This window comes from Acinetobacter sp. Gutcm_16 (assembly GCF_028649355.1).
Classification (GTDB): domain Bacteria; phylum Pseudomonadota; class Gammaproteobacteria; order Pseudomonadales; family Moraxellaceae; genus Acinetobacter; species Acinetobacter johnsonii.
Genome location: NZ_JAQSUV010000036.1, coordinates 212096 through 237119 on the forward strand (window position 1 = coordinate 212096; position 25024 = coordinate 237119).

The 25024-nt window shown below is 42.8% G+C and carries 22 protein-coding genes and 1 tRNA gene; 6 read left to right on the plus strand and 17 right to left on the minus strand.

Translation table 11 applies throughout. The annotated features are described in order from the left end of the window. Positions 1–26 precede the first annotated feature (26 nt). Positions 27–488 (plus strand): hypothetical protein, encoded by a 462-nt coding sequence (locus PTT44_RS14625; RefSeq protein WP_168158693.1) that lies wholly within the window; start codon positions 27–29, stop codon positions 486–488. A gap of 343 nt (positions 489–831) precedes the next feature. Here the strand turns inward: PTT44_RS14625 and PTT44_RS14630 are convergent, their stop codons facing one another. Continuing rightward, positions 832–1470, minus strand: coding sequence for a hypothetical protein (locus tag PTT44_RS14630; protein ID WP_168158694.1), 639 nt, complete (start codon positions 1468–1470; stop codon positions 832–834). Positions 1471–1580: 110 nt separating this feature from the next. Here PTT44_RS14630 and PTT44_RS14635 point away from each other — a divergent pair, with 110 nt between their 5' ends. Both PTT44_RS14635 and aqpZ read left to right on the plus strand, forming a co-directional pair. Continuing rightward, the gene (locus PTT44_RS14635) at positions 1581–2582 is read left to right on the plus strand and encodes an AraC family transcriptional regulator (protein ID WP_168158695.1); all 1002 of its coding nucleotides are present in this window, start codon (positions 1581–1583) and stop codon (positions 2580–2582) included. 131 nt (positions 2583–2713) lie between these two features. Then, the gene (aqpZ, locus tag PTT44_RS14640; RefSeq protein ID WP_168158696.1) at positions 2714–3400 is read left to right on the plus strand and encodes an aquaporin Z; all 687 of its coding nucleotides are present in this window, start codon (positions 2714–2716) and stop codon (positions 3398–3400) included. Between the two features lie 83 nt (positions 3401–3483). Here aqpZ and PTT44_RS14645 read toward each other — a convergent pair whose 3' ends face one another. Then, a complete protein-coding gene (locus PTT44_RS14645; protein ID WP_126034999.1) occupies positions 3484–3729 on the minus strand; it encodes a hypothetical protein in 246 nt (81 codons plus the stop codon). A 75-nt stretch (positions 3730–3804) separates the two neighbouring features. Beyond that, the gene (locus PTT44_RS14650) at positions 3805–4893 is read right to left on the minus strand and encodes a DNA/RNA non-specific endonuclease (protein ID WP_168158791.1); all 1089 of its coding nucleotides are present in this window, start codon (positions 4891–4893) and stop codon (positions 3805–3807) included. A 257-nt stretch (positions 4894–5150) separates the two neighbouring features. On the opposite strand from PTT44_RS14650, the gene PTT44_RS14655 reads away from it, so the two are divergent. Beyond that, positions 5151–5759 carry a hypothetical protein gene (locus tag PTT44_RS14655; protein WP_168158697.1) on the plus strand — a complete coding sequence of 203 codons (609 nt, stop codon included), beginning with the start codon at positions 5151–5153 and terminating at the stop codon, positions 5757–5759. Between the two features lie 61 nt (positions 5760–5820). Here PTT44_RS14655 and PTT44_RS14660 read toward each other — a convergent pair whose 3' ends face one another. Then, entirely contained in the window at positions 5821–7698 is a 1878-nt protein-coding gene (locus tag PTT44_RS14660; RefSeq protein ID WP_168158698.1) for a potassium transporter Kup, read from the minus strand. A gap of 121 nt (positions 7699–7819) precedes the next feature. Here PTT44_RS14660 and PTT44_RS14665 point away from each other — a divergent pair. After that, positions 7820–7910 (plus strand) — tRNA-Ser (locus PTT44_RS14665). A gap of 180 nt (positions 7911–8090) precedes the next feature. Continuing rightward, complete coding sequence (locus PTT44_RS14670) at positions 8091–9287, plus strand: tyrosine-type recombinase/integrase (RefSeq protein ID WP_273795681.1); 1197 nt, start codon at positions 8091–8093, stop codon at positions 9285–9287. Positions 9288–9497: 210 nt separating this feature from the next. Here the strand turns inward: PTT44_RS14670 and PTT44_RS14675 are convergent, their stop codons facing one another. The 13 genes from PTT44_RS14675 to tolQ all read right to left on the minus strand — a co-directional run bounded on the left by PTT44_RS14675 (position 9498) and on the right by tolQ (position 25022). Then, entirely contained in the window at positions 9498–11369 is a 1872-nt protein-coding gene (locus PTT44_RS14675) for a DUF262 domain-containing protein (protein ID WP_273795682.1), read from the minus strand. 23 nt (positions 11370–11392) lie between these two features. Beyond that, the gene (locus PTT44_RS14680) at positions 11393–14641 is read right to left on the minus strand and encodes a type I restriction endonuclease subunit R (RefSeq protein ID WP_273795683.1); all 3249 of its coding nucleotides are present in this window, start codon (positions 14639–14641) and stop codon (positions 11393–11395) included. Continuing rightward, a complete protein-coding gene (locus tag PTT44_RS14685; protein ID WP_273795684.1) occupies positions 14638–16005 on the minus strand; it encodes a restriction endonuclease subunit S in 1368 nt (455 codons plus the stop codon). Before PTT44_RS14685 ends, PTT44_RS14680 begins: the two co-directional genes overlap by 4 nt. Continuing rightward, entirely contained in the window at positions 16005–18290 is a 2286-nt protein-coding gene (locus PTT44_RS14690; protein WP_273795685.1) for a type I restriction-modification system subunit M, read from the minus strand. The genes PTT44_RS14685 and PTT44_RS14690 overlap by 1 nt, the downstream gene beginning before the upstream one ends. Before the next feature lie 265 nt (positions 18291–18555). Then, on the minus strand, positions 18556–18786 hold the full coding sequence (locus PTT44_RS14695; protein ID WP_005180632.1) for a helix-turn-helix transcriptional regulator: 231 nt from the start codon (positions 18784–18786) through the stop codon (positions 18556–18558). 79 nt (positions 18787–18865) lie between these two features. After that, the gene (locus PTT44_RS14700; RefSeq protein WP_120366299.1) at positions 18866–19750 is read right to left on the minus strand and encodes a recombination directionality factor; all 885 of its coding nucleotides are present in this window, start codon (positions 19748–19750) and stop codon (positions 18866–18868) included. 195 nt (positions 19751–19945) lie between these two features. Then, complete coding sequence (locus PTT44_RS14705) at positions 19946–21004, minus strand: YqaJ viral recombinase family nuclease (protein ID WP_273795686.1); 1059 nt, start codon at positions 21002–21004, stop codon at positions 19946–19948. Between the two features lie 197 nt (positions 21005–21201). Next, a complete protein-coding gene (locus PTT44_RS14710) occupies positions 21202–22233 on the minus strand; it encodes a DUF932 domain-containing protein (protein ID WP_273795687.1) in 1032 nt (343 codons plus the stop codon). Positions 22234–22255: 22 nt separating this feature from the next. After that, complete coding sequence (locus PTT44_RS14715; protein WP_273795688.1) at positions 22256–22534, minus strand: hypothetical protein; 279 nt, start codon at positions 22532–22534, stop codon at positions 22256–22258. Positions 22535–22827: 293 nt separating this feature from the next. Continuing rightward, the gene (locus PTT44_RS16605; protein WP_163170403.1) at positions 22828–22986 is read right to left on the minus strand and encodes a transposase; all 159 of its coding nucleotides are present in this window, start codon (positions 22984–22986) and stop codon (positions 22828–22830) included. A gap of 120 nt (positions 22987–23106) precedes the next feature. Continuing rightward, positions 23107–23868, minus strand: coding sequence for an energy transducer TonB (locus tag PTT44_RS14720; protein WP_171525920.1), 762 nt, complete (start codon positions 23866–23868; stop codon positions 23107–23109). After that, a complete protein-coding gene (gene tolR, locus PTT44_RS14725) occupies positions 23865–24311 on the minus strand; it encodes a protein TolR (protein WP_086208627.1) in 447 nt (148 codons plus the stop codon). The genes PTT44_RS14720 and tolR overlap by 4 nt, the downstream gene beginning before the upstream one ends. Before the next feature lie 12 nt (positions 24312–24323). Then, positions 24324–25022 carry a protein TolQ gene (gene tolQ / locus PTT44_RS14730; protein ID WP_049590884.1) on the minus strand — a complete coding sequence of 233 codons (699 nt, stop codon included), beginning with the start codon at positions 25020–25022 and terminating at the stop codon, positions 24324–24326. Positions 25023–25024 lie beyond the last annotated feature (2 nt).

Genomic DNA, 25024 nt, shown 5'->3' on the forward strand with positions numbered 1-25024 from the left:
TTTTATCATTTTAAAGATGAGAAAAAATGTATCACTTAGAACTAATCTTATTTATTTGTGGTCTATTGATCTGTTTTGTTTTCATCCTTTTGATGAAGAAATATGTTGACCGCCCTTTCGGTATGCTGGCTGTACTGCTACTCCTCGGTTTATGCCTGTGTAGCTATATCAGCTTCTGCAAATATCAGTTTAAACAGTATTATGAAAAAGCGCTGATTGCACCTGATCAAATTCGGGCTTGTGGTATTTTTACACAATGGTCGGAAGTCACCCATTATCGACGGCACAACATCAGCACTGAAAAAGTGTTTTACTTTCAGAGTGATCGACAAGCTTTTTTATTTAGCAATAGTCCGCGTGCCAGACAAAGCTTCCCTGATCTCAAAACCCTAAACATCAATGAGCATGTTTGCTTTCAGTTTTCCCCGGACTATACCGATGAAATGGATCGCTATATTTTAACCGACTTTAAAAAACAGACGAATTAAAAGGCTCAGTTATGCTGTACTTCGGCACAGCTGAGCTAATGCTAAGTCGGACAGTACTATCGCCTCTATTATGTAGCAAATGTTAAAGCTTAAAATGTTCGCTGGATCTCGACCGAACTTATGTTCTCAATTTTTGAGATAAAAAAAGGGAGTCTTGCGACTCCCTATAAACCTAGAATAACTACAACATTGACTTGTTAAACTGGAAAATGAAAAATGACGTACTAGTGCTCATGAGATGATTTCATCTCATCAACAGCTTTACTATAGAATGTTCAAATGACGAAATATTGACAATACATACCAATATTATTGACAAATCACGACAAGAATACCTATTTAGTTATCCTGCAACCGTTTCCGTCGTCTGCGCTGAGCTCAGTGGAATCGCTTCAGGTACCTTAACCCATTTTGCAGGGAAGACCTGATTGACCCACTGGGTGAGCTTTTTCGACACCACTTGAGGTAAAGCAATACCCAACGGATTTTGCTCTTGCAAATCCAATGAGGAAATGACCCGCGTTCCTAAAATATAATCAAACCATGGCTTGGTCACACACCAGTTGGCATCCTGATTGGAGTTCATATGATGATCATAATGCCAAGGAATCTTACGCATTGCCCAGTCTGGCTCTAAGTGCGCACGGCGGTGGATGTAGTAATAATTTCCTGCACTGTACAACACAGACAAAGTCATGCCTTTGGAGACAGGATAAAATAATGTCCCAAACACACCTGCCACGACTGCGAGTGACACGATTTCATTTTTGGTACGCCAATTGCTCCAACCTTCATCATAACCATGATCATGAAATGTAGTTTTCCGCACTTCTCGGTGATGCTCCCAATGCGATTTCATGCTGTCAGGCACAGGGCTATAGCGTGGCTTTCCAGCACGGTGTGTTCCATGCAAAATATATTTATGTGCAACCCACTCAAACGCATTGGCAACCACCAGTCCTGCGACAAAACCCTTCCACATGGCAAATTCCTCCTATATTCAGATTGAATATAATGTGAAAACTATGCTAAATATTGACCCTAGTATTCAAATTCATTGACAAATTACGACAAGAACAATAGAGCCAATAAATGCAACATTTCAAAGATTACACAGGTTCTGTCTACGGTGGACTGGGACATTTACTCTATGCCTATTGCCAAGCCGTGGGCTACCCAATTTCTGAACAGCTTGGAAAAGCACAGAACTTAGAACGTTTTGATTATGCCCTGTGGTTAGAGTTACTGAATGATCTTGACAGCCACCTGCACATCCCTGCGCTCGGACTTGAGATTGCAAAGTATGTACAGCCCAAGCATTTAGGCATTTTGGGTTATATTGCGCTGTCCTGCGAAAATTTAGGCGAGGCGCTCACCCGTTATCATGACTTTCACCGTCTCATTTATGATGGCAGCTCTCTATATGTTGCAGTTGAAGGTGAAAATCTATGCTTTGGTTGGGTGGAGATGCCAATTGAACTGACCACACAACTCAGCAATGAAGTGGCGATGGCGCTGATCATTCAATTTATGAAGCACTTTGTCGCCCATGATGACATCCAGCTCAGCGAGGTTCATTTTACTCACTCTGCACCGAAAAACACGGCCCTGTATGAGCAGTACTTTAATTGTAAAGTTCGCTTCTCTCAAAGCCGACCGATGATGATGATTCCCCTCAGCGAATTATCCATGCCCTTTCAGCAAGGTGATCAAACCCTGCAAAAATTGCTCTTACAACAAGCCGAAGCCTTACTGGAAAAACTCCCCAACTCTACTCACATCGACCAGCGCTTACAGCATGCGATTTTAACGGGGCTACAAAAAAACCAATACCAAATTGAACATATTGCACGGCAACTGAATTTTTCAGTCCGACAACTGCAACGTTACTTACAACAACAAGGCACGACCTACCAACAGCGGATGCAAGAAGTCCGACGTATTTTGGCGGAGCAATACTTAAAAGATCCACACCTCAGCTTGCAGGAAATTGCACTGTTGCTGAGTTACTCTGAACAAAGTGCTTTTCAACGTGCCTTTAAACACTGGACCCAAGTCACACCTCAGCAGTGGCGTATCCAGCATTTTCACTAAAATCTGATCTGTTTGATCCACGTCATCAGGATGTCATGCTTTTTTTGTTAAATTGATTGAAAAACGAGCACTTTCTCGTTAAATATAAAGTTCTACGCGAATAAAACATCAATAACTACAAAAGGCGCATTATGAATAAATATCTTGCTGAATTTATCGGAACGTTTTGGTTGGTCTTCGGAGGCTGTGGCAGTGCCATTTTTGCAGCAGCTTTTCCCGAGTTAGGCATCGGCTTTCTTGGCGTTGCTCTTGCCTTTGGTTTAACCGTTTTAACGGGTGCCTTTGCACTTGGACATATCTCTGGCGGGCACTTTAACCCTGCAGTCAGTGTCGGCTTATGGGTCGGTGGACGTTTTGATACCAAAGATCTGATCCCCTATGTGGTCTCCCAAGTGGTCGGTGCAGTTTTAGCCGCTTGGGTGTTATACCTGATTGTCCAAGGACAAGCGAGTTTCGCCGGTACAGGAGGCTTTGCGACCAATGGTTATGCCGAACTGTCACCAGGAAAATACTCCTTAATCTCCGCTTTAATGATTGAAATTGTACTGACCGCAATGTTCTTGATCGTGATTATGGGCGCCACAGATAAACGTGCGCCTGCTGGTTTCGCACCGATTGCGATTGGTTTAGCCCTAACCTTGATTCACCTGATCAGTATTCCTGTGACCAACACCTCGGTTAACCCTGCACGAAGTACAGGTGTTGCAATATTTGCTGAAACAGCTGCGTTAAGCCAACTCTGGTTGTTCTGGGTTGCTCCGATTGTCGGTGCCATTATCGGCGCTATTATTTATAAAATTTTAGAAAAAGAGGATTAATTTTTTCTCTATCCATTAATAAGAAAAGCCCACAATCTGTGGGCTTTTCTTATTGTTCCACATGGAACATAGATAGGCCTATATTATAAAAATGGATTGTCAATTTCACCCGGCTGCGGATGTTCAATTTTCTCAGGAAGCTGAGCTTCACTTTCAAGCTGTTGCACAATGGCATTCAGATACGCCTGCAATGCTTTGGCCGCAGCTAGGCCAGCTTGGTCTTTGGTGAGTTGTAAATTGCCATAAATACTGACGCAGTCCGTGTCATTTTCAAGGGTCAGATCATGAATAGCATGGGACTCGTTACCTTGTACAAAAGGTTTAAACATTTTATTTTTACTCTTGTTTATTCTTCAGGCATTGGGTACTGCAGTCGAATGCTATACATCCAACTGCCTAGAACTTTAACGTAACAGCTGCAAAATATATTGCAATAAGGCGTCGACCAATTGTTTCACAATCGCATCTTGATCCGCCGCATCAATACCTGTGCCCTTTGTGACTGTGCTACCACTACTCGACTGAGTAGAGCCCGATTTAAAGTTTTTTTGTAAGGCTTTGAGCTGCTCGGATGAAACCTCTTCAGCACACTGACTTTCCGCATCCCAATGCGAGTATTGAATTGCACTATTGGCTTTTACCGCCGTTGCTGTCAACGGTAGTTTATAGGTATTACGTTTTTGCTCTTCTGTCAGTTGCGGAAATAAATTCACACCCAACTGCTCTTCCAAATAGCAGACACTGACAATTTTCACCTGCTGTGAATTATCATTCGGTGCGTAATAAGCGCCGATTGCACCCGTTTTTGGCATATAGACCGCTTTGTACACCGCACTCGGAACAATCACTCCCTGACCAATGGTCTTGAGCTTTTTGCCCTGAAATACAGGCCCAGTTACCACAAAAACATCCAGCTTTTGCTTGGTCACAAGCGCCCGTGTGGCTTCTTCCAATTCACGCCACACTTGCTGATTATTTTTAGGGGCCTGTGGCACCATATTGGCCAAAGAAAAACTGTCGAATTGTGCGGCTTTGTTGGGCATATCAGCATTCGGTGCCATATGTCCACGGTCATAGCCTGAACCACGGTAGTCCGACAATGTCGCTCGATGTTCGGTTGCAACATTATTTTCTTCGTGAAAACTATCTTCACGTGGAATTTTTTGGCTCAGGCGCTGTGGCGTCAGGGCCTCTGCAACCCAGAGAGGTGTTTTCGAAACGCCCGAATACATCACATTAAAACCGTTAAAGCACAGTGCATAGCTGTGTTTACTTAAACTTTCTTTGAGTAAATAAGGCGGAATTTCCCGATAAAATTGTTCTAAACAGGCTGAATTTGAGCTTGGGCTTAAAGACACGTATTGCTGAATTTTTTCTTGACCAAAGGCAATCGCAAAACTTCCCGTTGCCACCAATCCTAAAATCACTTTCAGGCCATTTTGATTAAACATCTTAAAGACTGACTTACCTGAACTACTTTTCTTCTTCGCCATCACAACTACAATAAACATCGGTTTTTCACGAGCTTAACAATCAGCGTATACGAAGTATATCGCTCGAGTTCTATTCGCATAACAATTAAACAAAACGCCATATTTAGATGATTTTGCATGTAACAAAATGTCTTTTTTGTAGAGTTTTTCTACGGCAACGTGATGCGATTGCGTATCTTTGATTGCTGTCGCTTCAAAAAATATGCCAAGGTAAAAATGAATCGAACGAAATAATACATGCAATTTACGGAGTTCTTATGCATTCTAAGATTTTAGCTTCTCTTGGTTTAATCGGCACAGTGATAAGTGCTTCAGCTTTTGCCGAGCCCCCTATCCAACCGGGTGACACCTTAGAAAGTCTCTCTCAAGCCAAAGTCACGACTACTGTTAACGGTCAACCGGGTTCAATTCAAGAACTCGTAAGCTCAGGGCAAATTAAATTGCTTGATCCAAATGCAGCACCTATCAGCCCAGCGGGCCAAGATGCACCCAATGACCAAGCAGTGATGCCAACAGCACCACAGAGTGAAGCTCCTGTTCAACAGGCCGCACCTGATACCACAGCGCAACAAGACGTCGCTGCGACTCCAACAGAGCAACATCCGCTGGTCCCAAATGCAGAACTCTCAGCACAACAAGCTGAAGCGGCGTTAAATGATGCTGTCGCACCCACGGCAAATGCAGACATGAATGCTGCCCCAGCTGCTGCACCTCAATTAGATTCATCAGCAGAGGCACCCGTCAATGCGGTTGAGCCTGATTCACTGCCATCACCTGATGCCCCTGCACAGGCACTTCCTAATGCTTCAGCAGAACAGCCTGTCCAAGCGATGCCTGAAGCACCTGTAAATGATCCAATGAACTAAGACTTCAGCTGATTTATCCTCCAAAAAAACCAGCATATATGCTGGTTTTTTTATTGAGGTTTTAAATCTCGATCTGACTACCGAGCTCAACCACACGGTTAGGTGGAATCTGATAGAAGTCGCTCACAGGACTGGTATTCCGTTGCATCGAGATAAAGAGCTTTTCACGCCACGGCGCCATACCATCGCCCACGGTACTGATAATCCGTTCACGCGATACAAAGAAGCTGATCTGCATTAAGTTATATTCCAGATCAATCGCTTGATACACCGCTTCAAGTGCTTGTGGAATGTTCATTTCATCTTTAAAGCCATAGTACAATTCAAGACGATAAAAATGCTGATTCATGGTTTCGACATGGAAGCGATTGGACTCTTCCACATAAGGAACATCTTGAATTTTAACGGTGAGAATAATGTTCTTTTGATGCAGTACTTTATTGTGCTTCATATTGTGCAACATGGCATGTGGCACAACAGTTGGTGTCCCAGTTAAAAAGACCGCCTCGCCTTCAACCCAATTGGCTTGATCACCAATACTTTGTACAAATAAATCGAGTGGCAATGTATCTTGCTGAAGCTTGGCAAAAGTTAACTCGCGACCTTGTTTCCATGTCATTAATAACATGAATGCAATACCGCCAATCAGCAATGGAACCCAACCGCCCGATAACACTTTAAGTGAGGTCGCACTTACCAAGACCAAATCTAAAACAAGGAATGGAATAATCAGCAACACCAATTTTGGCATGCTCCATTTCCATGTATAACGAATAAATACCGCAATCAATAAGGTGTCACATAGCATGGTCATGGTGACCGCCAGACCATAGGCATGCGAAAGCTGTGAGCTGGTTTGGAAGATTAAAATTAATACAATAATCGATGCCAACAATATCCAGTTCAGTAAAGGTACATAAATCTGCCCCTGTTCCGAATCTGAAGTATGCTTCACATTTAAACGTGGTAAATAACCCAATTGAATGGCCTGACGCGCTAAAGAGAAGACGCCTGAAATTACCGCCTGTGAAGCAATAACTGCGGCCATAGTGGCCAAGAAGATCATTGGGTACAAGCCCCACTCTGGCACCAACAGGTAAAATGGATTTTCGATCGCAGTCGGATCACGCAGCAGCAATGCACCTTGTCCTGCATAATTAAGCAGTAAACACGGCAAAACCACAATAAACCAAGCCAAACGAATCGGCACAGGACCAAAATGGCCCATATCTGCGTACAGGGCTTCGCCACCTGTGACGGTCAACACTACCGCACCCATAATGAAAAAGGCCATTAAAGGGTTGGTCACGATAAACTGAAATGCCCAATGTGGGCTCAGCATGCCCAAAACCAAAGGCGTTTGAATAATGCTCGAGATCCCAAGAAGACCGAGAGAGAAGAACCACAATAAGGTCAGTGGGCCAAAGAACTTACCGACAAAGGCTGTCCCATACTTTTGCATGACAAATACAGCAGTGACGATACTAATTGCAATCGGCACAATATAAGGGTCAAGTGCATCGGTTGCGATGGATAAGCCTTCTACGGCAGATAAGACTGAAATGGCTGGGGTGATGATCCCATCCCCAAAAAATAGTGAAGCCCCAATAAAGCCAATCGAAATTAACAGTAATTTTTTCCGATGGCTAAAATTGGTATTGCGCAAATTGAGTGCAAGCAAAGCCATAATCCCACCTTCACCATTGTTATCTGCACGCATGACAATTGCAGAATATTTAATGGTAATGACCATGGTCATAGTCCAGAAGATAATGGACAAAATACCCAATACGTTTGCAGGGGTGATGCCCAAGCCATGTGCAGCGTGGAAGGATTCTTTCAATGCATAGAGTGGACTGGTTCCAATATCCCCAAACACGACCCCTAATGCTGCCAAGGTCATCGCAGGCAAGGCGGCTTTTTTTGCAGTACTTTGCATAAGCTTGTCTTCAATTATCGACACTATTTTTGCGAATCATATCATTGAGCTAAAACTTTTGCTCGAATTCAATTGTTTCACCTTGTCGATGGCTATGTTTTTCGATATTATCCTCCGCCATGGTGAAGTGTCCGAGTGGCTGAAGGAGCACGCCTGGAAAGTGTGTAAACGTTTATAGCGTTTCGAGGGTTCGAATCCCTCTTTCACCGCCAAATTCAACTCTTATGAAGTCCCATAAGGTCTAAAAAAGCTTAAATCTAAAGGGTTTAAGCTTTTTTTACGTCTTATACAATCTACTTGATCTATTGCAAGCTTGATGCAGTTGGGGGTATAACTAGGGGTATAATATTTTACCCCTAAAATTATACCCCCAATTCTGTGGAATTATTGCCATGCTTACAGATGCTCAAGTCAGAAAAATAAAACCTTCAGAAAAGAAAACCAAATACTCTGATGAAAAAGGGATGTATCTAGAGGTCACTCCTTCTGGAGGAATGCATTGGCGAATGAAGTTCCGTTTGAATGGAAAAGAGAATATCTTCAGTATTGGTACATACCCTGAAACTACGCTTGCACAAGCTCGTCGTGCTAGAGATGAAGCACGATTAAAGCTTAAAGATGGGATTAATCCCAATAAAGAGAAAAAGCAAAAGAAACAACAAGCCGATGAAAGCATTCTTTTCAAAGCGCTTGCTATGGAGTGGATGGAGGATCGTAAGGCTGTCATTAAAGAAGGTACATATTTACGTGACCTATCTGTATTTGAAAAAGACCTTTTCCCTGCTTTAGGTAATACACCTATTGATCAGATTAAAGGAAAAGATGTCCTTGCTTGTGCTAAGCAAATTGAAGCACGTGGTGCTCAGGAGATGGCTAAACGCTCTATTCCTTTAGCTGGGCGTATTTTTCGTTATGCGATCCGTAAAGGACTTATTGAGAACGACCCTACACCCCACCTTCATGAAGCTCTCAAGCCACGTAAGGTAAAACATATGGCTCGCCTAGATATTTCTGAGTTTCCGCCTTTCTTAGAACGGATGGATCGTTATCACGGCAATATCCTAGTTAAAACAGCATTACAGGTTATGACTCTAACATTTGTAAGAACTGCCGAGCTCATTAACATGGAATGGAATGAGATTGATTTTGATAATTGTTTATGGAGAATTCCAGCTTATAAGATGAAAATGGCTTTACCACATATTGTTCCTTTATCTAGGCAGGCTATTGAATTACTCAAAGGGTTACAGCCCATTACTGGTAATAAGCAATTTGTTTTTTATAACCACAGTACAGCTAAGCCTCTGAGCAACAATGCTCTGTTAAGTGCGATTCGCACCATGGGATATACGGGAAAAATGACTGGTCATGGCTTCCGTGGACTTGCATCTACTACACTACATGAGCAAGGCTATATGCATGATGCAATTGAAATACAGTTAGCACATACTGTCGGAAATGCCGTCTCTCAAGCCTACAACCATGCACAACATTTAGAATATAGAACTAAGATGATGCAGGAATGGTCAGACTTTATTGATAGTTTGAGAAACAAAATAGTGCCTTTTCCGAAGCAAAAGATAGGGTAAATAGTCTATGCAATAGGCTAAATTTTTGGGCTATTTTGCAACCATGATATTTTTTCTCTTCAAAACTTCTAAAAGTTTCTATAGTAGGCTTTTTATTCCAGTAGCCACCGAAGTGGCTACTGGAATAAAGTTAAATGTCATTTTAATAAATAATTAAACAATATATTGAATATGTAGAATGATCTAAGATTACCTTGACTTACAGTTTCCTTATAATACAGCTGTAACAACTTGATCTATGTTTGTACGTTGCTCATTTTCATCAGCAAATTTATATTGGTCTATTCTTTGTCCATTAATTGTCCAAGCCAAAAGAGCTAAATTCAATAAAACTTGCTGACGCTGTAGAATCTGCTCCTTTTTCCATTCAGTAAAAGCATACTTATAATCATGGATAAATTGATTCGTTGAGGTATTTTTACCAATACTAAACTCATTATCTAGCATTTTACTCAGTACTAATGCTGAATTTTTATACTCAGATTGCTTTTGTTTAAACCAATCTGCACTTAGGTCATTAAAATTATTAACCGCCTGATTAATCTGACTTTCTAATAATGTCACATTACCTAACATATAAACTTGGCCACTATATTCTAAATAGTCAACCCCATACTCTTCAGGAATTACATCAGCCTTAGGTGTCTGAGGTAAAATATGTTCAACTTGCAGACTTTGGATAAATCCATGGTCCTTGAGTGGCATATTACAAAGCTCAGCCGCTTTATTTTCCAATGTACCTAGAATATAACGCAGACGATAAAGCGGATTAAAAGCATCATGACGTTTCGTTAAGAAGGTTTGTTTAAATTCTGCCGCCTTTTTAGTTATATATTTTGCAATAGTTTTTTCAACAGCAACTTTTACCTGTTCAATGGTTTTTAAGCCACGGAAATATTGCACCCATATACTAAAATTGTTCTCGTTATATTTTGCCTGTATACCTAATGTATTACTCACAAAAAACAAAGTTTCTAATTGTTTTGCAAGATAATTGATCACTTCATCTTCACAATTAACATCTAGGGCCAACAACAGTAATAAGTGCTGTCTGGACATATATTTATTAATGTAGCCTATATTAACTACAGCAGGGTAAGCTTGATGATGGTCAGCTAAACTTGTCGCATTAACTAATTTTGAATAGCGTTCTGAAGCACTCAATAATGCATTTACAAATTCGATTGGTTTATTTTTATAGTTGATTAATGGCTCACCCTCAGAAATGATCCATTTATAAATATCTTCCTCACGTAGAATTCCATTATTACAGTAACGTGCCATTAAGAAATATCGTAGGAAGCGTAATGGGTTCTCCCCTTCCTTACATGCATGAATATTTCCAACAACCATTTTCCATTTAGATTTGATATCAGGAAAATCTTTTTCATTAGCTTCACTAAAAATAAGATTTTTAACCAAATCCATAGCATCCAGGCTTGCCCCACGCTGATTACTGGTTTCAAATATTTTCAATGCGCCATGAAGGTCCGCAGAAACAATAAAAACTAGGACAATTTTATTAAAAAAGAAAGTAATAAAATCAACCAGATGATCTTGTCCTTCATTCTTCAAACTTGCAATATATTCATACATCGCATCATAGGCAGCCTGCATTTTTTGAATAGATGGCGTAACTTTACCTTTGTATTCTTTTTTATGAATAAGATAGCCTAAATAATTTTGGCTTTCTTCGTATTGCAACTCTACACGGTTTTGATGGGTTGCCGTTTTCATATTGAAAGTCGATAACCATGATTTAATCGCGTTATAAAAGTTTTCAGCAGATTCAGTACGGGTAATACTTTCTAAAAAATCTTTTAATGCACAGAGAGTTAGTACAATTGTAGTAAGACGTTGCTGACCATCTATGACATCATAATTATCCTGTTTTTTAACAATAATTACAGACCCTAGATAGTAGCTCGAATCATTATTTGAAGTTTCAAAAGCATTATCTATATCTGTGATGAATTGTTTTACTTGATCATTAGCTTTCCATACATATTCCCTTTGATAATCAGGAACAATAAAGAATTGATTAATATCTGAAATACTTTTTACTTGGGCATCAATTTGCATACTCTTTCCCCCTCTCTCTAAAATTACCCACTACTCAACATATCAAAGATCACCCGTGCAAAGATGCTGGCCTTCGCCGGATCAGAAAGTAACTGCATCATCTGTTCCTGATGTGCTGCACTGCTACCCAGAATGGCATCATCCATGGCTTTCGGAAAATCCCCCAGCATGGCCTGTTCGCGGGTATTGTTGGCGATCTGCTTCATGACAATTTCATTCTCAGCCAGTTTGTCACGTACCGTATAGGCATAGTTGAGCATATCTTTATCAGTCAGGTTATCGGTGATAAAGACATCATTCAGACGCTCAATGATCTGTGACAGGAACTCTTCTTTCTTATCGCGTGGCTTGGCTGCACCGAGGTCATTGCCCGGTTCCAGCTTAAAATCTTCGGCATCTTCTTTCAGCTTGATGTCCTGCTGACGGATCTTGGACAAGCGGTAATGGCTCATGCTGACATTACTTAAGTCCACCTCATCATCTTTCGTTGCGGTTTCACGCAGCAATGGACGCAGGTTACGCGCATACAGACTAAGTTTTTCCAGTTCTTTGTCATCGTAGTCCACGATCTGCGACATAAACTCGTAAAAACGAGTAAAGCTTCCCAAGTCTTTTTTAAAGATTTCCAGCTTGTCTTTTTCAAGCTTGGCCTCTTTAAAGGCATTGTCGGCATTGGCAATCAGCACCGCATCATTGGTTTTCTTGCAGCGTTCCAGCATGTCTCGGGTGGTGTTATAGGCTTCGATGGCCTGACTATAACGTTTCTGCCAGCGTTCAACCGCCGGTTTGCAGATATTACTGATCGCAGCATTGGATTTGTTCTTGGTAAAGAAGGCTTCTACAAACTGCTCGACTTCCGTCCAGAGGAAGATCTTGGTGGCTTTGAGCTTTTCAAACAGGTCAAAGATCTGATCCGGATTGGAGACATCGGCTAATTCTGCGGTTTGGTAGTAAGGCTGGAAGGCCCCAAGAATGTCTTCAGGATCGTTAAAGAAATCCAAGACAAAGGTGCCAGATTCCGCTTTGCCCGGATAGGTGCGGTTCAGGCGTGATAAGGTCTGTACGCATTCCACACCGCCAAGTTTCTTGTCCACGTACATGGCACACAGTTTCGGTTGGTCAAAGCCAGTCTGGAACTTGTTGGCCACCAGCATCACCTGATAGTCATCACTATCAAAGGCCTTGCGCATTTCCCGCCCTTTTAGCCCCGGGTTCATGTTGCGTTCATTAAAGGTCTGCCCGACTAAACCACTGCTGTCGGTATCCTTGTCATTAAACTCAACCTCACCCGAGAATGCGACCATAGCCTGAATGGACTTATAGCCCTGATCCGCCACGTATTTGTCAAAGGCCAACTTGTAACGCACCGCTTCTTTACGTGAACTGGTCACTACCATGGCTTTGGCCTGTCCACCCAATAAGCCCATCACGTTATTTTTAAAATGCTCGACAATGACTTTCACTTTCTGGGAAATGTTGTGGTCATGCAGGCGCACCCACTGATTCAGTTTGATCTTAGCTTTTTTGGCATCGACCTGTTTGTCGGCTTCTTCAATTTTCTGTTTGAGTTTATATACCACTTTATAGTTGGTATAGTTTTTCAGCACATCCAGAATAAAGCCTTCTTCAATGGCTTGGCGCATGGAGTAAACATGGAAGGCTTCCGGCTTGTTTTGCTTGGATGGCGGTAGCTCAGGATTGGGTACACGGCCAAACAGTTGCAGGGTTTTGTCTTTCGGTGTCGCGGTAAAGGCATAGTAACTGAGGTTATTACTGCCCTTACGTGCTGCAACCACGGCATCCAGAATATCTTCCGAAGACAATTCAGCATCCTCTTCGCGCTCTTCCAGCATCAACACTTCTTTGAGTTGTCGTGCCGTAGAGCCGCTTTGTGAAGAATGCGCTTCATCGGCAATCACCGCATAACGTCGCTGTTTCAGATTGGTACTGTTTTCAATCGCACGCAACACAAAGGGGAAAGTCTGGATGGTCACAATGATAATCGGCTGTGAGGTTTCCAGTGCTTTGGCCAGTTTTTCCGATTTGGAGCCATCACCTTCTTTATTGTTGATGCGTCCGACCACGCCATCGGCATGTTCAAACTGGTAGATGGTGTCCTGTAGCTGGGCATCCAGAATGGTACGGTCAGTGACCACAATCACCGAATCAAACAGTTTCTGATTGTGTTGATCGTACAGGGTCGACAGCTGATGTGCTGTCCAGGCAATCGAGTTGGACTTACCTGAACCTGCACTGTGCTGAATCAGATATTTCTGTCCAGTGCCCTCCTCTAAGGCGGCATTGATCAGTTTGGTGACCACATTCCACTGGTGGTAACGCGGGAAGATCAGCAGTTCTTTTTTGTACTTGCGCCCTTCCCAGTCTTCTTTTTCTTCAATTTGCAGATGGACAAAACGTCCAATGATATTCAGCAAATTGTCCGGTGTGAGAACTTCGTTCCACAGATAGGCCGTAGCGTACTGATTCTGGTCTTCTGGCACATCATTGCCTGCGCCACCGTCATGCGTGCCTTTATTGAATGGCAGGAAGAAAGTATCTTCTCCGGCCAGTTGGGTCGCCATATAGACTTCGTATTGACTCACGGCAAAATGTACCAATGCGCCACGCTTAAACGTCAGCAAGGGTTCAGGCTTGTTAGTTTCCGGGTCTTTCGGTAAGCGGGTGCGTTTGTACTGCAACATGGCATTTTGCACCGCCTGTTTAAACTCGGACTTGAGTTCCAGTGTTGCCACCGGAAAGCCGTTGATAAACAGGACTAAGTCAATACGCCATTTCTTGGCCTGTTTGCCCATGTCCTGTAACTCGGCAGCGGTAGCATACGGGCTATAGACCAATTCCGGTACAATGCGGCAGATGTTCTTATTGTAGTTGGCTAAGGTATCGGGATTTAGCGCATGTTCTGGTTTAAACTGACAGAGGAAAAAACGTGCGCTGCGGGTTTTCACTCCGTGACGCAGCACACCTAAAGTACCATAGCTACGTGACTGTTCATCAGTGGCATTGATGTCGGCTTTCTTCAGCTGGGCAACCACGGCTTCTAGAAAATGCCGTTCGGTATCTTGCGGAAAGATGCGCTGAAACTTCAGCCAGTCTTGTGCTTGGGTCTGTTGCACAAAATCCAGTACGTCCTGTTCATACAAGGCGGTTTCACGGTTGTAGCCTTGTGGCGTACCGAGTTGCCAGCCCTGAGCCAGCATCTGCTGAATGATGTCGTTCTGGAAAATGCTTTCACGGGTAGCGTCTAGACTCATGCGCTGAACTCCGTCTGTGCCTCAGCAACCGTTGGCGATTGCCAGTTACGTAAATCAATCTTGCCTGTCACCGCAGAGGAAATTAGGGCTGTACGGCGTTCTTGAAGAATTTTAATTTGTTTCAGACCAAGATGAATTAATTGGTCATATTTATTTTCATCATTTTCTATTTGGACACATATCGCAACTTGTTCATCATAAGGAGGTAATAGAACAGGAAGATTCTGAAAACCTTCTTGATTCACATATACCAACGTAGCTGCTGTCCCAATTAGCTCAAAGTATTTTTTAGAAATAGATACTAAATTTTGAAGATACTCTGCTTTGATATTTCTAGGAATAAATGCTTGCAATTGTTGGTTAATAATTACATCAATATTATTTATTGACGTTATTCCAAAATTACCTACACAACTCGCAATCACTGCCCTTTTCTTTAAAATTTTAGAGCCAGCGAGCATCGCAGAATTTTTGGTTACATAGCGATTAACACTCTGAATATACTTATTCTTCATATCATCCATTGTTACCCAAGAATAACCTTCCATATCATTAAGTTCAGGCTTATTTCGTTGCGGAACAAAAATATCAGATACAAATTTTGCCCTAGTTACCGTCCAATGCTCCGGCACTTCCCCTAACCATTCCATGCCTGAATCTTTCATTTTTACATTAGGATTTAAACCTTTGGTCACGGCATGGCTAATCACCGCCTGACGTTTTTCTTTGAGCAGTTCAATCAGTTGTTGTTGTTTTTCAATCAGGTGATCGATTTTGGTGGTTTCGTGGTCGAGGAAAGTGGCGATTTTTACTTGTTCATCATATGAAGGGAATCCAACATAAGTATCCGCTAATGGTCCTAAATTAAGTGCCCTAAATGTAGCCCCACCAATAACACTTTCCCATTGACTAAACGATATAGTTGAGCGAAGTACCCAAAAAAAATAGCGAGAATTGTGTTCTAAAGAAATAGCAATCCTTGCTGTACCCTGCGTCAAATTTGCACCATCTAAATTGGCAGGTGTCATCATTACTTTGCCGAAGCTTGGACCAATTGAAATAACAATATCACCAGTCTTTATTTTGCTACGATCATATGACAATGCAATTTGCTCAGATGTTCGTAATAACTCATCAAAGCTTTTTATACCTTTTTCATCAGTCATATCCGCAGGTCTAATATATGGAATACCATTTTCAACATTGGGACCAGCTTGTACGATTCCATATGTAATCTGCCGATTTTGATCTACAACTTGTTTCAACTTGCTGACCTTCCAATCAATTGGCAATTCAACAAACCATTCAACCCCTGAATCTTTATACTCAGCATATTTCTGATACTTCGCCACTGTACTCGCCATTAAGAATGCACCTCTTGCAGAAGTGCCATAATTTCACGGCTCACCGCATCCAAATCCGCATCAATTTCAGCTAGGTCACGCGGTGGTTGATACACGTAAAAATGGCGGTTAAACGGAATTTCATAACCCACAATCCCAACCTCGCCATCTTTCTCATCGCGCTTGTCCGCATTGATCCAGGCATCGGCCACGTGTGGCTGTACTTCACGTTTAAAGTAATCTTCAATCAGCTCGGTGGTACTGAACTTTGGATTCAGTGCAATATTCTCCGCATCACGCAAATCTCCATCCTGCACAAACTCCACCACCTTGCCCTGATAACTAAACTGGCCATACAGTGGATTTTCCGCCTGTTTCACGACCTTGCTAATCACTGGTTCAGCTTCAGGATTCTTCCAGGTAATGGCATCTAACAGCTGTTTCTTCTCTTTGGCATCCAGCTTGATGTCGGTCTGCTTGAGGGCTTTTTTCAGCACTTCATCAAACTGGTTAAAGTCATCAAACTGCTCAGTGCCAATCATATTCTGTAAGGCTTGGGCTTTTTCCATCAAGGCTTTCTGGAATAGCCAGATTTTGCTGTCCAATACCTCTTTAATGTCTTTTTCTTTTAGCTCAGGGAACTCGGCTTTAATCATGGCACGGACCTCAAGCGCCACGTCCTGCAACTGACCATAAGTTTCTGCTGTCCACGCTGTACCAAAGGCTGTGCCCAATTGCGCATCGATACTTTGCATCACGGCATTAAACGGTTTCGGGGCAAAGCGTAATGCAGCAATCGCACTATCCGTGATCTGTGCCGATAAACGCAATGGACGTTCAATGGTCACGCGACGGTAGCCGAATTCATGGCTGTCAAAAATCTTACTGGCGAATGGTTTTTGCTGTTCGGTTTCGCCATCCTGCGCCAAGGTGTCTACCGCCACAAAGTCACCGTAATTTTGGGTAATGGTGGCAATTTCAGCTTCAGTCAGATAGTTACGTTTTGAACCCAGCGACTTACGCATTTTGGTACTGAGGTTGGAGGCATTGATCAGCTGTACCTTGCCTTTACGTTCAGCGGCTTTTTTATTGCTGAGTACCCAGATATAGGTGGCAATCCCGGTGTTGTAGAACATGTCGTTCGGTAAGGCAATAATGGCTTCCAGCAAATCGGCTTCTAAAATATAGCGACGGATCTCGCTTTCACCACTGCCTGCGCTACCGGTAAACAATGGTGAACCATTCAGGATAATCCCGATGCGGCTACCGCTCTCGGTACTACTGGCATCACGCATCTTGCTGATCAGGTGCATCAGGAATAATAATGAACCATCCGATACCCGTGGCAAGCCTGCACCGAAACGGCCATCAAAGCCTTTTTGTTCATGCTCGTCCTTGATGTCCTGTTCGATCTTTTTCCAGTCTACGCCAAAGGGTGGATTCGACAGCATGTAATCAAACTGATCGACAGAGAGTTGATCATTCGACAGCGTGTTGCCGAGTTTAATCCGGCTCACGTCCTGGCCTTTGATCAGCATATCAGCTTTACAGATGGCGTAGGATTCTGGATTGAGTTCCTGACCAAACGCACGCATCACCGCATTTGGGTTCAGCTCATGCAGATATTCCATCCCTGAAGACAGGAAGCCGCCTGTTCCCGCAGTCGGGTCATAAATGGTACGGATAATGCCGTCTTTAGTCAGGACGTCATCATCTTCCATAAACACCAGTGCCGTGGTCAGACGCACGATGTCACGCGGGGTAAAGTGTTCCCCTGCGGTTTCATTAGAACCTTCGGCAAAACGACGGATCAGTTCTTCAAACACCAAACCCATGTCATGGTTGGATACGCTCTTTGGACTCAGATCCGTGGTGGCAAACTTTTGCACGACTTTATACAAAAGGTTGGCATCATCGAGGAGGCCCGCAAATTCGATGAAGTTAAAGTATTCAAAAATCTCACGGGCATCTTTAGAGAAACTTTGTACATAGGTGCTTAAGTTGGCCTTGATGTCACTTTGTCCCATTTTGCTGAGATCCATTGGGGAAGTGTTAAAGAAGGCCAAACCATTGGTGGCTCGCAGCAATAACTTTTCTTGAGCTTCTTCTGGCAGATTCAGCTTGGAGACTTTTTCATGTTCTGCCAGTACCGCAGCCTTGCTTTGTTCCAGTACACATTCCAGACGACGCAACAAGGTGAATGGCAGAATGATGCGGCCATATTGCGATTGTTTGAAGTCACCACGCAGCAGGTCGGCAACCGACCAGATGAAAGAAGCGATTTGTGAAAAGTTATTGTTGGTCATAGTGTTCTGAAAAATCCTGGTTCTTATTTGACGCAGTAGCATCAACTGAAAACTTGCTTACCTTTATCTTACTGAAATTTTGTTGAACTTTTGGAAAAAAATAGTGATTAATCACTGAATTGATTTCACTCAGCGACAGAAAATGTCGTTTAAAGCATCTTTTGATTGTAGTAGTGAATGGCTTGATTCATTTTATTCTTTAGATTTTTAACATTTCCATAGTTTACTGAAAACCAAAAAATAAGGGAGCCGAAGCTCCCCACTTTTATTCACGATTTTCCAGCTTATCTTCAATCCATTGATTTATTTCCCAAGCTGACCAGCCAATACGAGATTCACTTAGCCGCACAGGCTTTGGAAAAGTAGAATCGTAGTATTTTGATTTCTCATTGATCATTTCATAGATTTTAGCTCGACTAATACTTGTAAATTGAACTACCTCTTTAATATTAATGATTTGATTCATCGGGAAAGTTTGACCAACAAATGCATTCATGATGTTTACTCCTATCTCATGATTTCGAGCAACTCGCTCATGAGATACGGCAATCTCGTAAGGTTTTACCCTGTACGATTTAATTTAAAGCCGTCACTGATCCTTTCAATCCCTGCTGAATATTAAATTCAGGCTGCGTTTCCTCAATCTGCTGGCCTTCAACAGGCTGATAAAACTCCTCAATCACATCCAAACCTTCCTCCATGTCTACGTCCATACTTCCATTCCCAAAGCCCTTCCTGGCAGTAAAGTCCACAGCCTCCTGATAAAACCCCGCCTGCTTACTCTGCTCATCCATTTGCTTCGCTTGCATAATGGCTTCATTCAAGCTAATCCCCTCCCTTAAAGTTAGATCCACGTAATACACCGGCTGACGATAACTTTGTGTCGTACTCTTGCCCCGCAATATCAATTGCAAGGGTAGACATGACAACAAGCCATTTGAGGCCGCATGGTAATAACTCAGCCGTGCAGCCAAAGTCCGAATACTGTTAAAGCCTGTAGTTCTAAAGATGAAGGTGCCAAACTCATCCGATTCATCTAAGTTCACATGCAAACGACCATAGGGCTTGCAGTTCCCTCCTTGAGCCAATGGACATAAATCAGGGGATGGACAGGGATGTTGCTCCACGCCTTGATTGGTTAAACGTTGGCAGGTTTCTCCATTACCGACACAGACAGGTCTTCCAGTCTGTCGGTCAAACAGGCTGTATTCTGCGCGCAGGTTTAAATCGGGATCATTAAAGATCATTCTGACAGGGATTGAACGTAGCTTCTGATTCGGAGCATTCGCTCGCAGCTGATCATCTAATGGATGTTTAACCCAGCCTTCTTTGCTTTGAATCTGGGACGTAATGGTGAACTGGTCATCTTTTTCCGGTAGGCGCTTGCCATTCTTTTCGATCATACGACCGATACTGATCCGTCCGAGTATTGGAGGGGTAATTGCTAAACCTTTAATCATGTTGATATTCCTTAATGTATTACCTTACAAATTTGGGTCTATCTATGTAGGTCGGAACAAGGACCAAATAAGTTACCCAAAGAATGTAGAGCCAGATAAAGTGCTACAAAGATCGCGACCGATTTGCTCTCTACCGAAGGGTAGAGAGCGGGGAGCGATTTTTGTGAATTTTCGATTGGGTGCTGTGGATCGGGCTTAGTCGGTATAAATGTTGAATCGACGACTGCCTTGCTTTTCAAGTGGATAAAGCTCGATGAGTTCAGGCTGGTGCTGAAGCAATGCCTTGGTATTGAGACTGATAGAATCCTTGGCTTTCTTCCAGACCACTGAACCATGTGCAAAGACTGCCCTTTCCTTGTCTTGCATCATCATCTGGATTTCATGTTTAAGCTGGTCAAAGCGTTCCTGCTGATGCTGAATCTCTTCCTTCATTTTGATGAGCTGGTCGAACATCAAATTGGCATTTTCATTTTGCGAGAGATCCTCTACGGTTAAAGGCACATGCGCTGGATAGAGTTGTTGAATCGCTTTAGCTGCGGATTCACTGGCATCGACTGATGGTGGTGTATCCTTTTCCACGCATTCCCAGAAATATCGTTCTGCTTGAACAATATGTTCAATCACGGATTCTGATCGTGTCACTTTGAAGATCTTGGTTTCATGCCCACAGATCAAGACACAAACATGTGCTGCCTGTTTACCTGTTACTGCCAGTTGATGTTGTACCTGACAAAGCACATATAAAGGCACACCATCACGCCACAATTTTGCTCCATGCTCACCTGCTGTTTTGCATTCCAAAATTTGGACTTCATCGCTGCCGACCACGCTGTAATCCAGATTGGCTAACATAAAGTATTTATCGGGATCAGGATGCTGAAGTACTGCATTGATCCGTCGCACCTTGTTATGGGTGCGCATGCTATAGAACTCTGCCACCAAAGGTTCCAGCTGCTTGCCCCAATACAGCGGTGCTACACCTGAGCTTTCATCTTCAATAGACTGAGCTTGACGGCCCGTTTTGATTAGCCACAGTTCAAGCATCGACATATAAGGATTGAGACCACAGGCTGTCGCGGCATCACTGCTACCGATACCTTGTTTACGGACTTCAAGCCAATCTTGATACGCCATATCTTTGGTATTGACTAAGCGTTTTGCAGAACTAGCTCGTTTAGGTGTAGTTAATGGATTTAATGCCGTTTGCACACCTGCCTGTACAGTCTGATTTGAAATCGGTGCGATTTGATTCATGGTTCTATCCTTATAATTTTCAGTTTTTGTAAAAAAGAAACGCATAAAAAAGCCATACCCGACACGAGGTCGGGTATGGCGATATGCATGCTGATTCAGATTGTTGATTGTGAGTAGTAAGTAGAGAGAGTTACGTGTGTGCTGTACTCAGCGATTGTTGAGACTTGCGGGGTTAAGGTTGGATGGATTACATGAGCTTAGGCTATCAAAGATAAAGCCTGTTCCAGTCCACGTTGCTTAAGACCTGCGCCTGCACCAAACCAAGCTGAATCAAGACGGTGATCTGTACTCATGGCACGTCGTTCATGATCCACAAATTCCGTGATCGAACACAGTAAGCCATAAGCCGTATCTTTGGCGGATGACAATTCAGCACCACGACCTTGACCATTAAACATCTCTAAAGCTTTATTCATGGCACGACCATTCGGTTCAGGCTTTTTCTCCTGAGCCTGCTGCGCGACATTGCGGTAGAACTGAATGATGTTTTCTTCAGGATCAGAAATTGATATGGTGCTGTTATTGAACACGGCATCAAAGTAGGCCTTGGCTTCCTGCTGACTCACCTTACGCTGTGTGAGCTGTTTCATCTCATACATGTGCTCATCCCAAGCACGAACTGAAACACCCAATTGCTGTTTCACTTTCTCTGCATCGAACTTGGTGCTATGTGGAACTTTCACCACACCTGCACTATTGCTTTGTCCACGTAGAGCAATTGCTAAAGTGTTGTTACAGACCACTCGGATACTTGTGAATTGTGCTGTCGTTGCCAACGTGCCATCACATGCAGTAGCCAGCAAGATATAACCATTACTGACATCCTTGCCTTTCAATGCTGTACTTTGACCTGTACGCGCCAATGCCCAGAACTTCTTACCGCCCTTTAAGACACCTGCTGTTTCAAGCTCGAATCCTGATTGTTCTGTTAGATCACGATAGAACTCCAAAATCTCTTTGGGTTGAACTTCCTGATAACGCTGACTAACCACAGATAACGGCGCATGGGTATCTGAGCGATACAGTACACGCTGTTCTTCAAATGGCATGATGATGCTTTGACCACGCTCATTCTGAGCCATATAACTGACATCAGATGATTCGATACGCCAATCCATCCCTGCCTGCTGCGCCCAAACTTCGAGTGGTTGATTTGGGCTGAGTTGATTCCCTAAGCCATGCCAAGGGGTTTCACCTACATAGGCGATTTGTTCAATTTGATGTGCCATCGTTCTTATCTCCTATGCTGATTCAACGAAAATTCTGCTGACAGTAATTGCAGTGATAGTAGGTCAGGGTGATCGGCTTTTTCGGCTCATCAAACACACTACTGAATAGGCCACCAATGACTGCACCTGCAAGCCCGCCAAGCAGTGGTGATACAGGCAAAGGTAAACCCTTTGAAATGGTTGCACCGATAGTTGCGAACGATGCAGATGCGGCTAGACCTGTAGAATCAGACCCACTCACCTGCTGATTAACCACTTGAATAACCTGATCCGAAAAACAATAAGGACAATTTAAACTCATAATATATACCTCTAGAAATGACAAAGGCTCACCGATTGGCAAGCCTTGCAAAGTATTTAAAACCTCGTTTTCATCTAGATAATGTATATCTGAGATTATTTTCAACTCATTGAAATGTACGCATCTTGGCTTTGCATTTCACACGCAGATGTTGCGCATCTTTTTCAGGCCGTACTAAATAGCGCACAGCATTAACCATTTTTTCTACTTCACTAGAATTATTTCTGTAGATTCGACCAACACCTAAAATACCCAATTCCGTGTATTCTTGGATCTGCTCAGAATCATGACAGTTAAAAAAGTATCTTAACTTGCCTGTGATGAAATCGATTGTAAGCAGTTTGCAAAGGACAGAGCTCTTGAGGAATATCATGCCATGTCGCACCCGTACATAGCCTCCATAAGATAGCTTCTATGATATTTTTACTGTTTTTTTGAGCAGTAATAACCATGTAATCGTATAGTATATTGAATTTACTACTAAATATTATCGGCAAGAAGAGTACGGGCAATTGAAAAATATAGAAATGAAAAGAGCTTAAAAGAGAATTTATGGCACCCACGGAATAAGATTAACTTTCAATACGATATTGGAAGGTATTTTTAACATTCGACACACTGGTCGGTTTGCCATCGACGAGACGAGGCTGATATTTAAAAGTGAGAGCAGCCTGAATCGAAGGTCGTACAAACATCGGATGGCAGTCGCCTTGTGCCTTTGGATTTTCTACCCGTCCTTTTTCGTTCACGCTATACACCACCGTACAATCCCCCTCCAGCTTACGATCCAAAGCTTGTTCAGGATAAGCTGGTGCTATTTTTGTAACAGGTTGATAATTTTTAACATCAAATGATTCAGGATGAGTTTGTGCTTTAGTTTCTACTGATTTCTGGGTCTTCGTCTGAGTTGGTATATCCGCTTGAGACTGCGTATCTACTGTTTTCTGAGATTCCGCTACTGCCGTTTGCTTTTCCGTCACGACTTGCTGTGTCGGTTTAGACGCTGTAGGTACAATTTTGTTGCTCTGTGACTCTACAAACTTCTTGGTGGTTTTCGGTTGGACTTCAGTAGGTTTCTCAAGCTGTTTCTTGACAGGCTCATGTAAGGGTTTTTCTTCGACTATCGGCTCAGGCTTTTTAGGTTCAGGTTGTTGTTTGGCTGGAGGGGGTATTTGCACAAATTGTAATTGAATGGTTTTCGGCTTGGGTTCCGCCAATGTTTCATGCATCTCAACCGTACATAACCACGCAATTAGCGCAATATGCAATCCAGCCGTGACCGAAAGTGCTAGGCCTTGATCACGAAACCTAATTTTGGAAACGGTTGTCATCATGATTGTGGTTCCTCTGTCACTAGCCCCAAGTTCGTTACCCCACTTTTTTGCAAGGATGCTATGGCCTGTGCAACCAGTTGATAATCAGCATCCTGATCGGCACGTACATAAAACTGTAAGCTTTTATCTTTTTGAATAATCGGAACGAGCTTTTGTTGCATAGTGGCTAAATCAATGGCCTGATCCGTAACTTTCTCGGTATTCACTTCTGATCCAATATTCCAGTAATACTGACCATTGGCTTGAATAGATAAGGTTACAATACGCTGCTGTTGTGACGCGGGCATGACATTGGCATCCACTTTAGGCAAATCAATTTGAATGCCTTGCGTCAACATTGGTGCAGTCACCATAAAAATTACCAACAACACCAACATGACATCAATATAAGGAACCACATTCATTTCAGCATTGGGTTTTAATTTTTGAGGACGCTTAATCATGGTTCTTGCTCCTTAACGCGAAGTGCGCTCAGTGTGCCCCAACAAACGATAAATACGCGTTTGCAACTCATTGGCAAAACCGTAATAACGACTGGAAAGCTTGTCAGCACGTGCCGAAAAGCGGTTATACGCCACGACCGCAGGAATAGCGGCAAATAAACCAATAGCTGTCGCAATCAGCGCTTCTGCAATCCCTGGTGCAACTGTATTGAGGGTTGCCTGTTCAACGGCAGACAGTCCAATAAACGCATTCATAATGCCCCAGACCGTTCCAAATAAGCCTATATACGGGCTGACTGAACCGACTGTTGCAAGAAAGGTCAGATTTTGCTGAAGCTTTTCTTCTTCTTCACTGATGCTGCTGAGCAAACGACGTTCTACCCCATCAATCACATCACTTGTAGTGAGTTGCTCATCTTTGATCAATTGATGGTATTCATCCACCCCATGTTGAAAAATGCTGACAACGCCTTTTTGTTGTTCAGGCTGTTGGTAATCTTGCTGTAAAAGATTGAGATCTTTTTGCTGTCTAAAATTCTTTAAAAAACGGTTCCAAAGCTGCTCTTGTCCACGAAGTAACATGCCGTGACGCACGATTAAATACCAACTTACGACTGAGGATAAAACCAAAATCAACATCACTACTTTCACCAACACACTGGCATGGCTAATCAACATCCAAACTGACATTTGATCCATCGTTGCTTGCATAA

Excerpts from the sequence above, each read along its gene's own strand:
- PTT44_RS14625 (WP_168158693.1), top strand. The coding sequence starts at position 27 with ATGTATCACTTAGAACTAATCTTATTTATTTGTGGTCTATTGATCTGT.
- PTT44_RS14630 (WP_168158694.1), bottom strand. The coding sequence starts at position 1,470 with ATGTGGAAGGGTTTTGTCGCAGGACTGGTGGTTGCCAATGCGTTTGAG.
- PTT44_RS14635 (WP_168158695.1), top strand. The coding sequence starts at position 1,581 with ATGCAACATTTCAAAGATTACACAGGTTCTGTCTACGGTGGACTGGGA.
- aqpZ (WP_168158696.1), top strand. The coding sequence starts at position 2,714 with ATGAATAAATATCTTGCTGAATTTATCGGAACGTTTTGGTTGGTCTTC.
- PTT44_RS14645 (WP_126034999.1), bottom strand. The coding sequence starts at position 3,729 with ATGTTTAAACCTTTTGTACAAGGTAACGAGTCCCATGCTATTCATGAT.
- PTT44_RS14650 (WP_168158791.1), bottom strand. The coding sequence starts at position 4,893 with ATGGCGAAGAAGAAAAGTAGTTCAGGTAAGTCAGTCTTTAAGATGTTT.
- PTT44_RS14655 (WP_168158697.1), top strand. The coding sequence starts at position 5,151 with ATGCATTCTAAGATTTTAGCTTCTCTTGGTTTAATCGGCACAGTGATA.
- PTT44_RS14660 (WP_168158698.1), bottom strand. The coding sequence starts at position 7,698 with ATGCAAAGTACTGCAAAAAAAGCCGCCTTGCCTGCGATGACCTTGGCA.
- PTT44_RS14670 (WP_273795681.1), top strand. The coding sequence starts at position 8,091 with ATGCTTACAGATGCTCAAGTCAGAAAAATAAAACCTTCAGAAAAGAAA.
- PTT44_RS14675 (WP_273795682.1), bottom strand. The coding sequence starts at position 11,369 with ATGCAAATTGATGCCCAAGTAAAAAGTATTTCAGATATTAATCAATTC.
- PTT44_RS14680 (WP_273795683.1), bottom strand. The coding sequence starts at position 14,641 with ATGAGTCTAGACGCTACCCGTGAAAGCATTTTCCAGAACGACATCATT.
- PTT44_RS14685 (WP_273795684.1), bottom strand. The coding sequence starts at position 16,005 with ATGGCGAGTACAGTGGCGAAGTATCAGAAATATGCTGAGTATAAAGAT.
- PTT44_RS14690 (WP_273795685.1), bottom strand. The coding sequence starts at position 18,290 with ATGACCAACAATAACTTTTCACAAATCGCTTCTTTCATCTGGTCGGTT.
- PTT44_RS14695 (WP_005180632.1), bottom strand. The coding sequence starts at position 18,786 with ATGAATGCATTTGTTGGTCAAACTTTCCCGATGAATCAAATCATTAAT.
- PTT44_RS14700 (WP_120366299.1), bottom strand. The coding sequence starts at position 19,750 with ATGATTAAAGGTTTAGCAATTACCCCTCCAATACTCGGACGGATCAGT.
- PTT44_RS14705 (WP_273795686.1), bottom strand. The coding sequence starts at position 21,004 with ATGAATCAAATCGCACCGATTTCAAATCAGACTGTACAGGCAGGTGTG.
- PTT44_RS14710 (WP_273795687.1), bottom strand. The coding sequence starts at position 22,233 with ATGGCACATCAAATTGAACAAATCGCCTATGTAGGTGAAACCCCTTGG.
- PTT44_RS14715 (WP_273795688.1), bottom strand. The coding sequence starts at position 22,534 with ATGAGTTTAAATTGTCCTTATTGTTTTTCGGATCAGGTTATTCAAGTG.
- PTT44_RS16605 (WP_163170403.1), bottom strand. The coding sequence starts at position 22,986 with ATGGTTATTACTGCTCAAAAAAACAGTAAAAATATCATAGAAGCTATC.
- PTT44_RS14720 (WP_171525920.1), bottom strand. The coding sequence starts at position 23,868 with ATGATGACAACCGTTTCCAAAATTAGGTTTCGTGATCAAGGCCTAGCA.
- tolR (WP_086208627.1), bottom strand. The coding sequence starts at position 24,311 with ATGATTAAGCGTCCTCAAAAATTAAAACCCAATGCTGAAATGAATGTG.
- tolQ (WP_049590884.1), bottom strand. The coding sequence starts at position 25,022 with ATGCAAGCAACGATGGATCAAATGTCAGTTTGGATGTTGATTAGCCAT.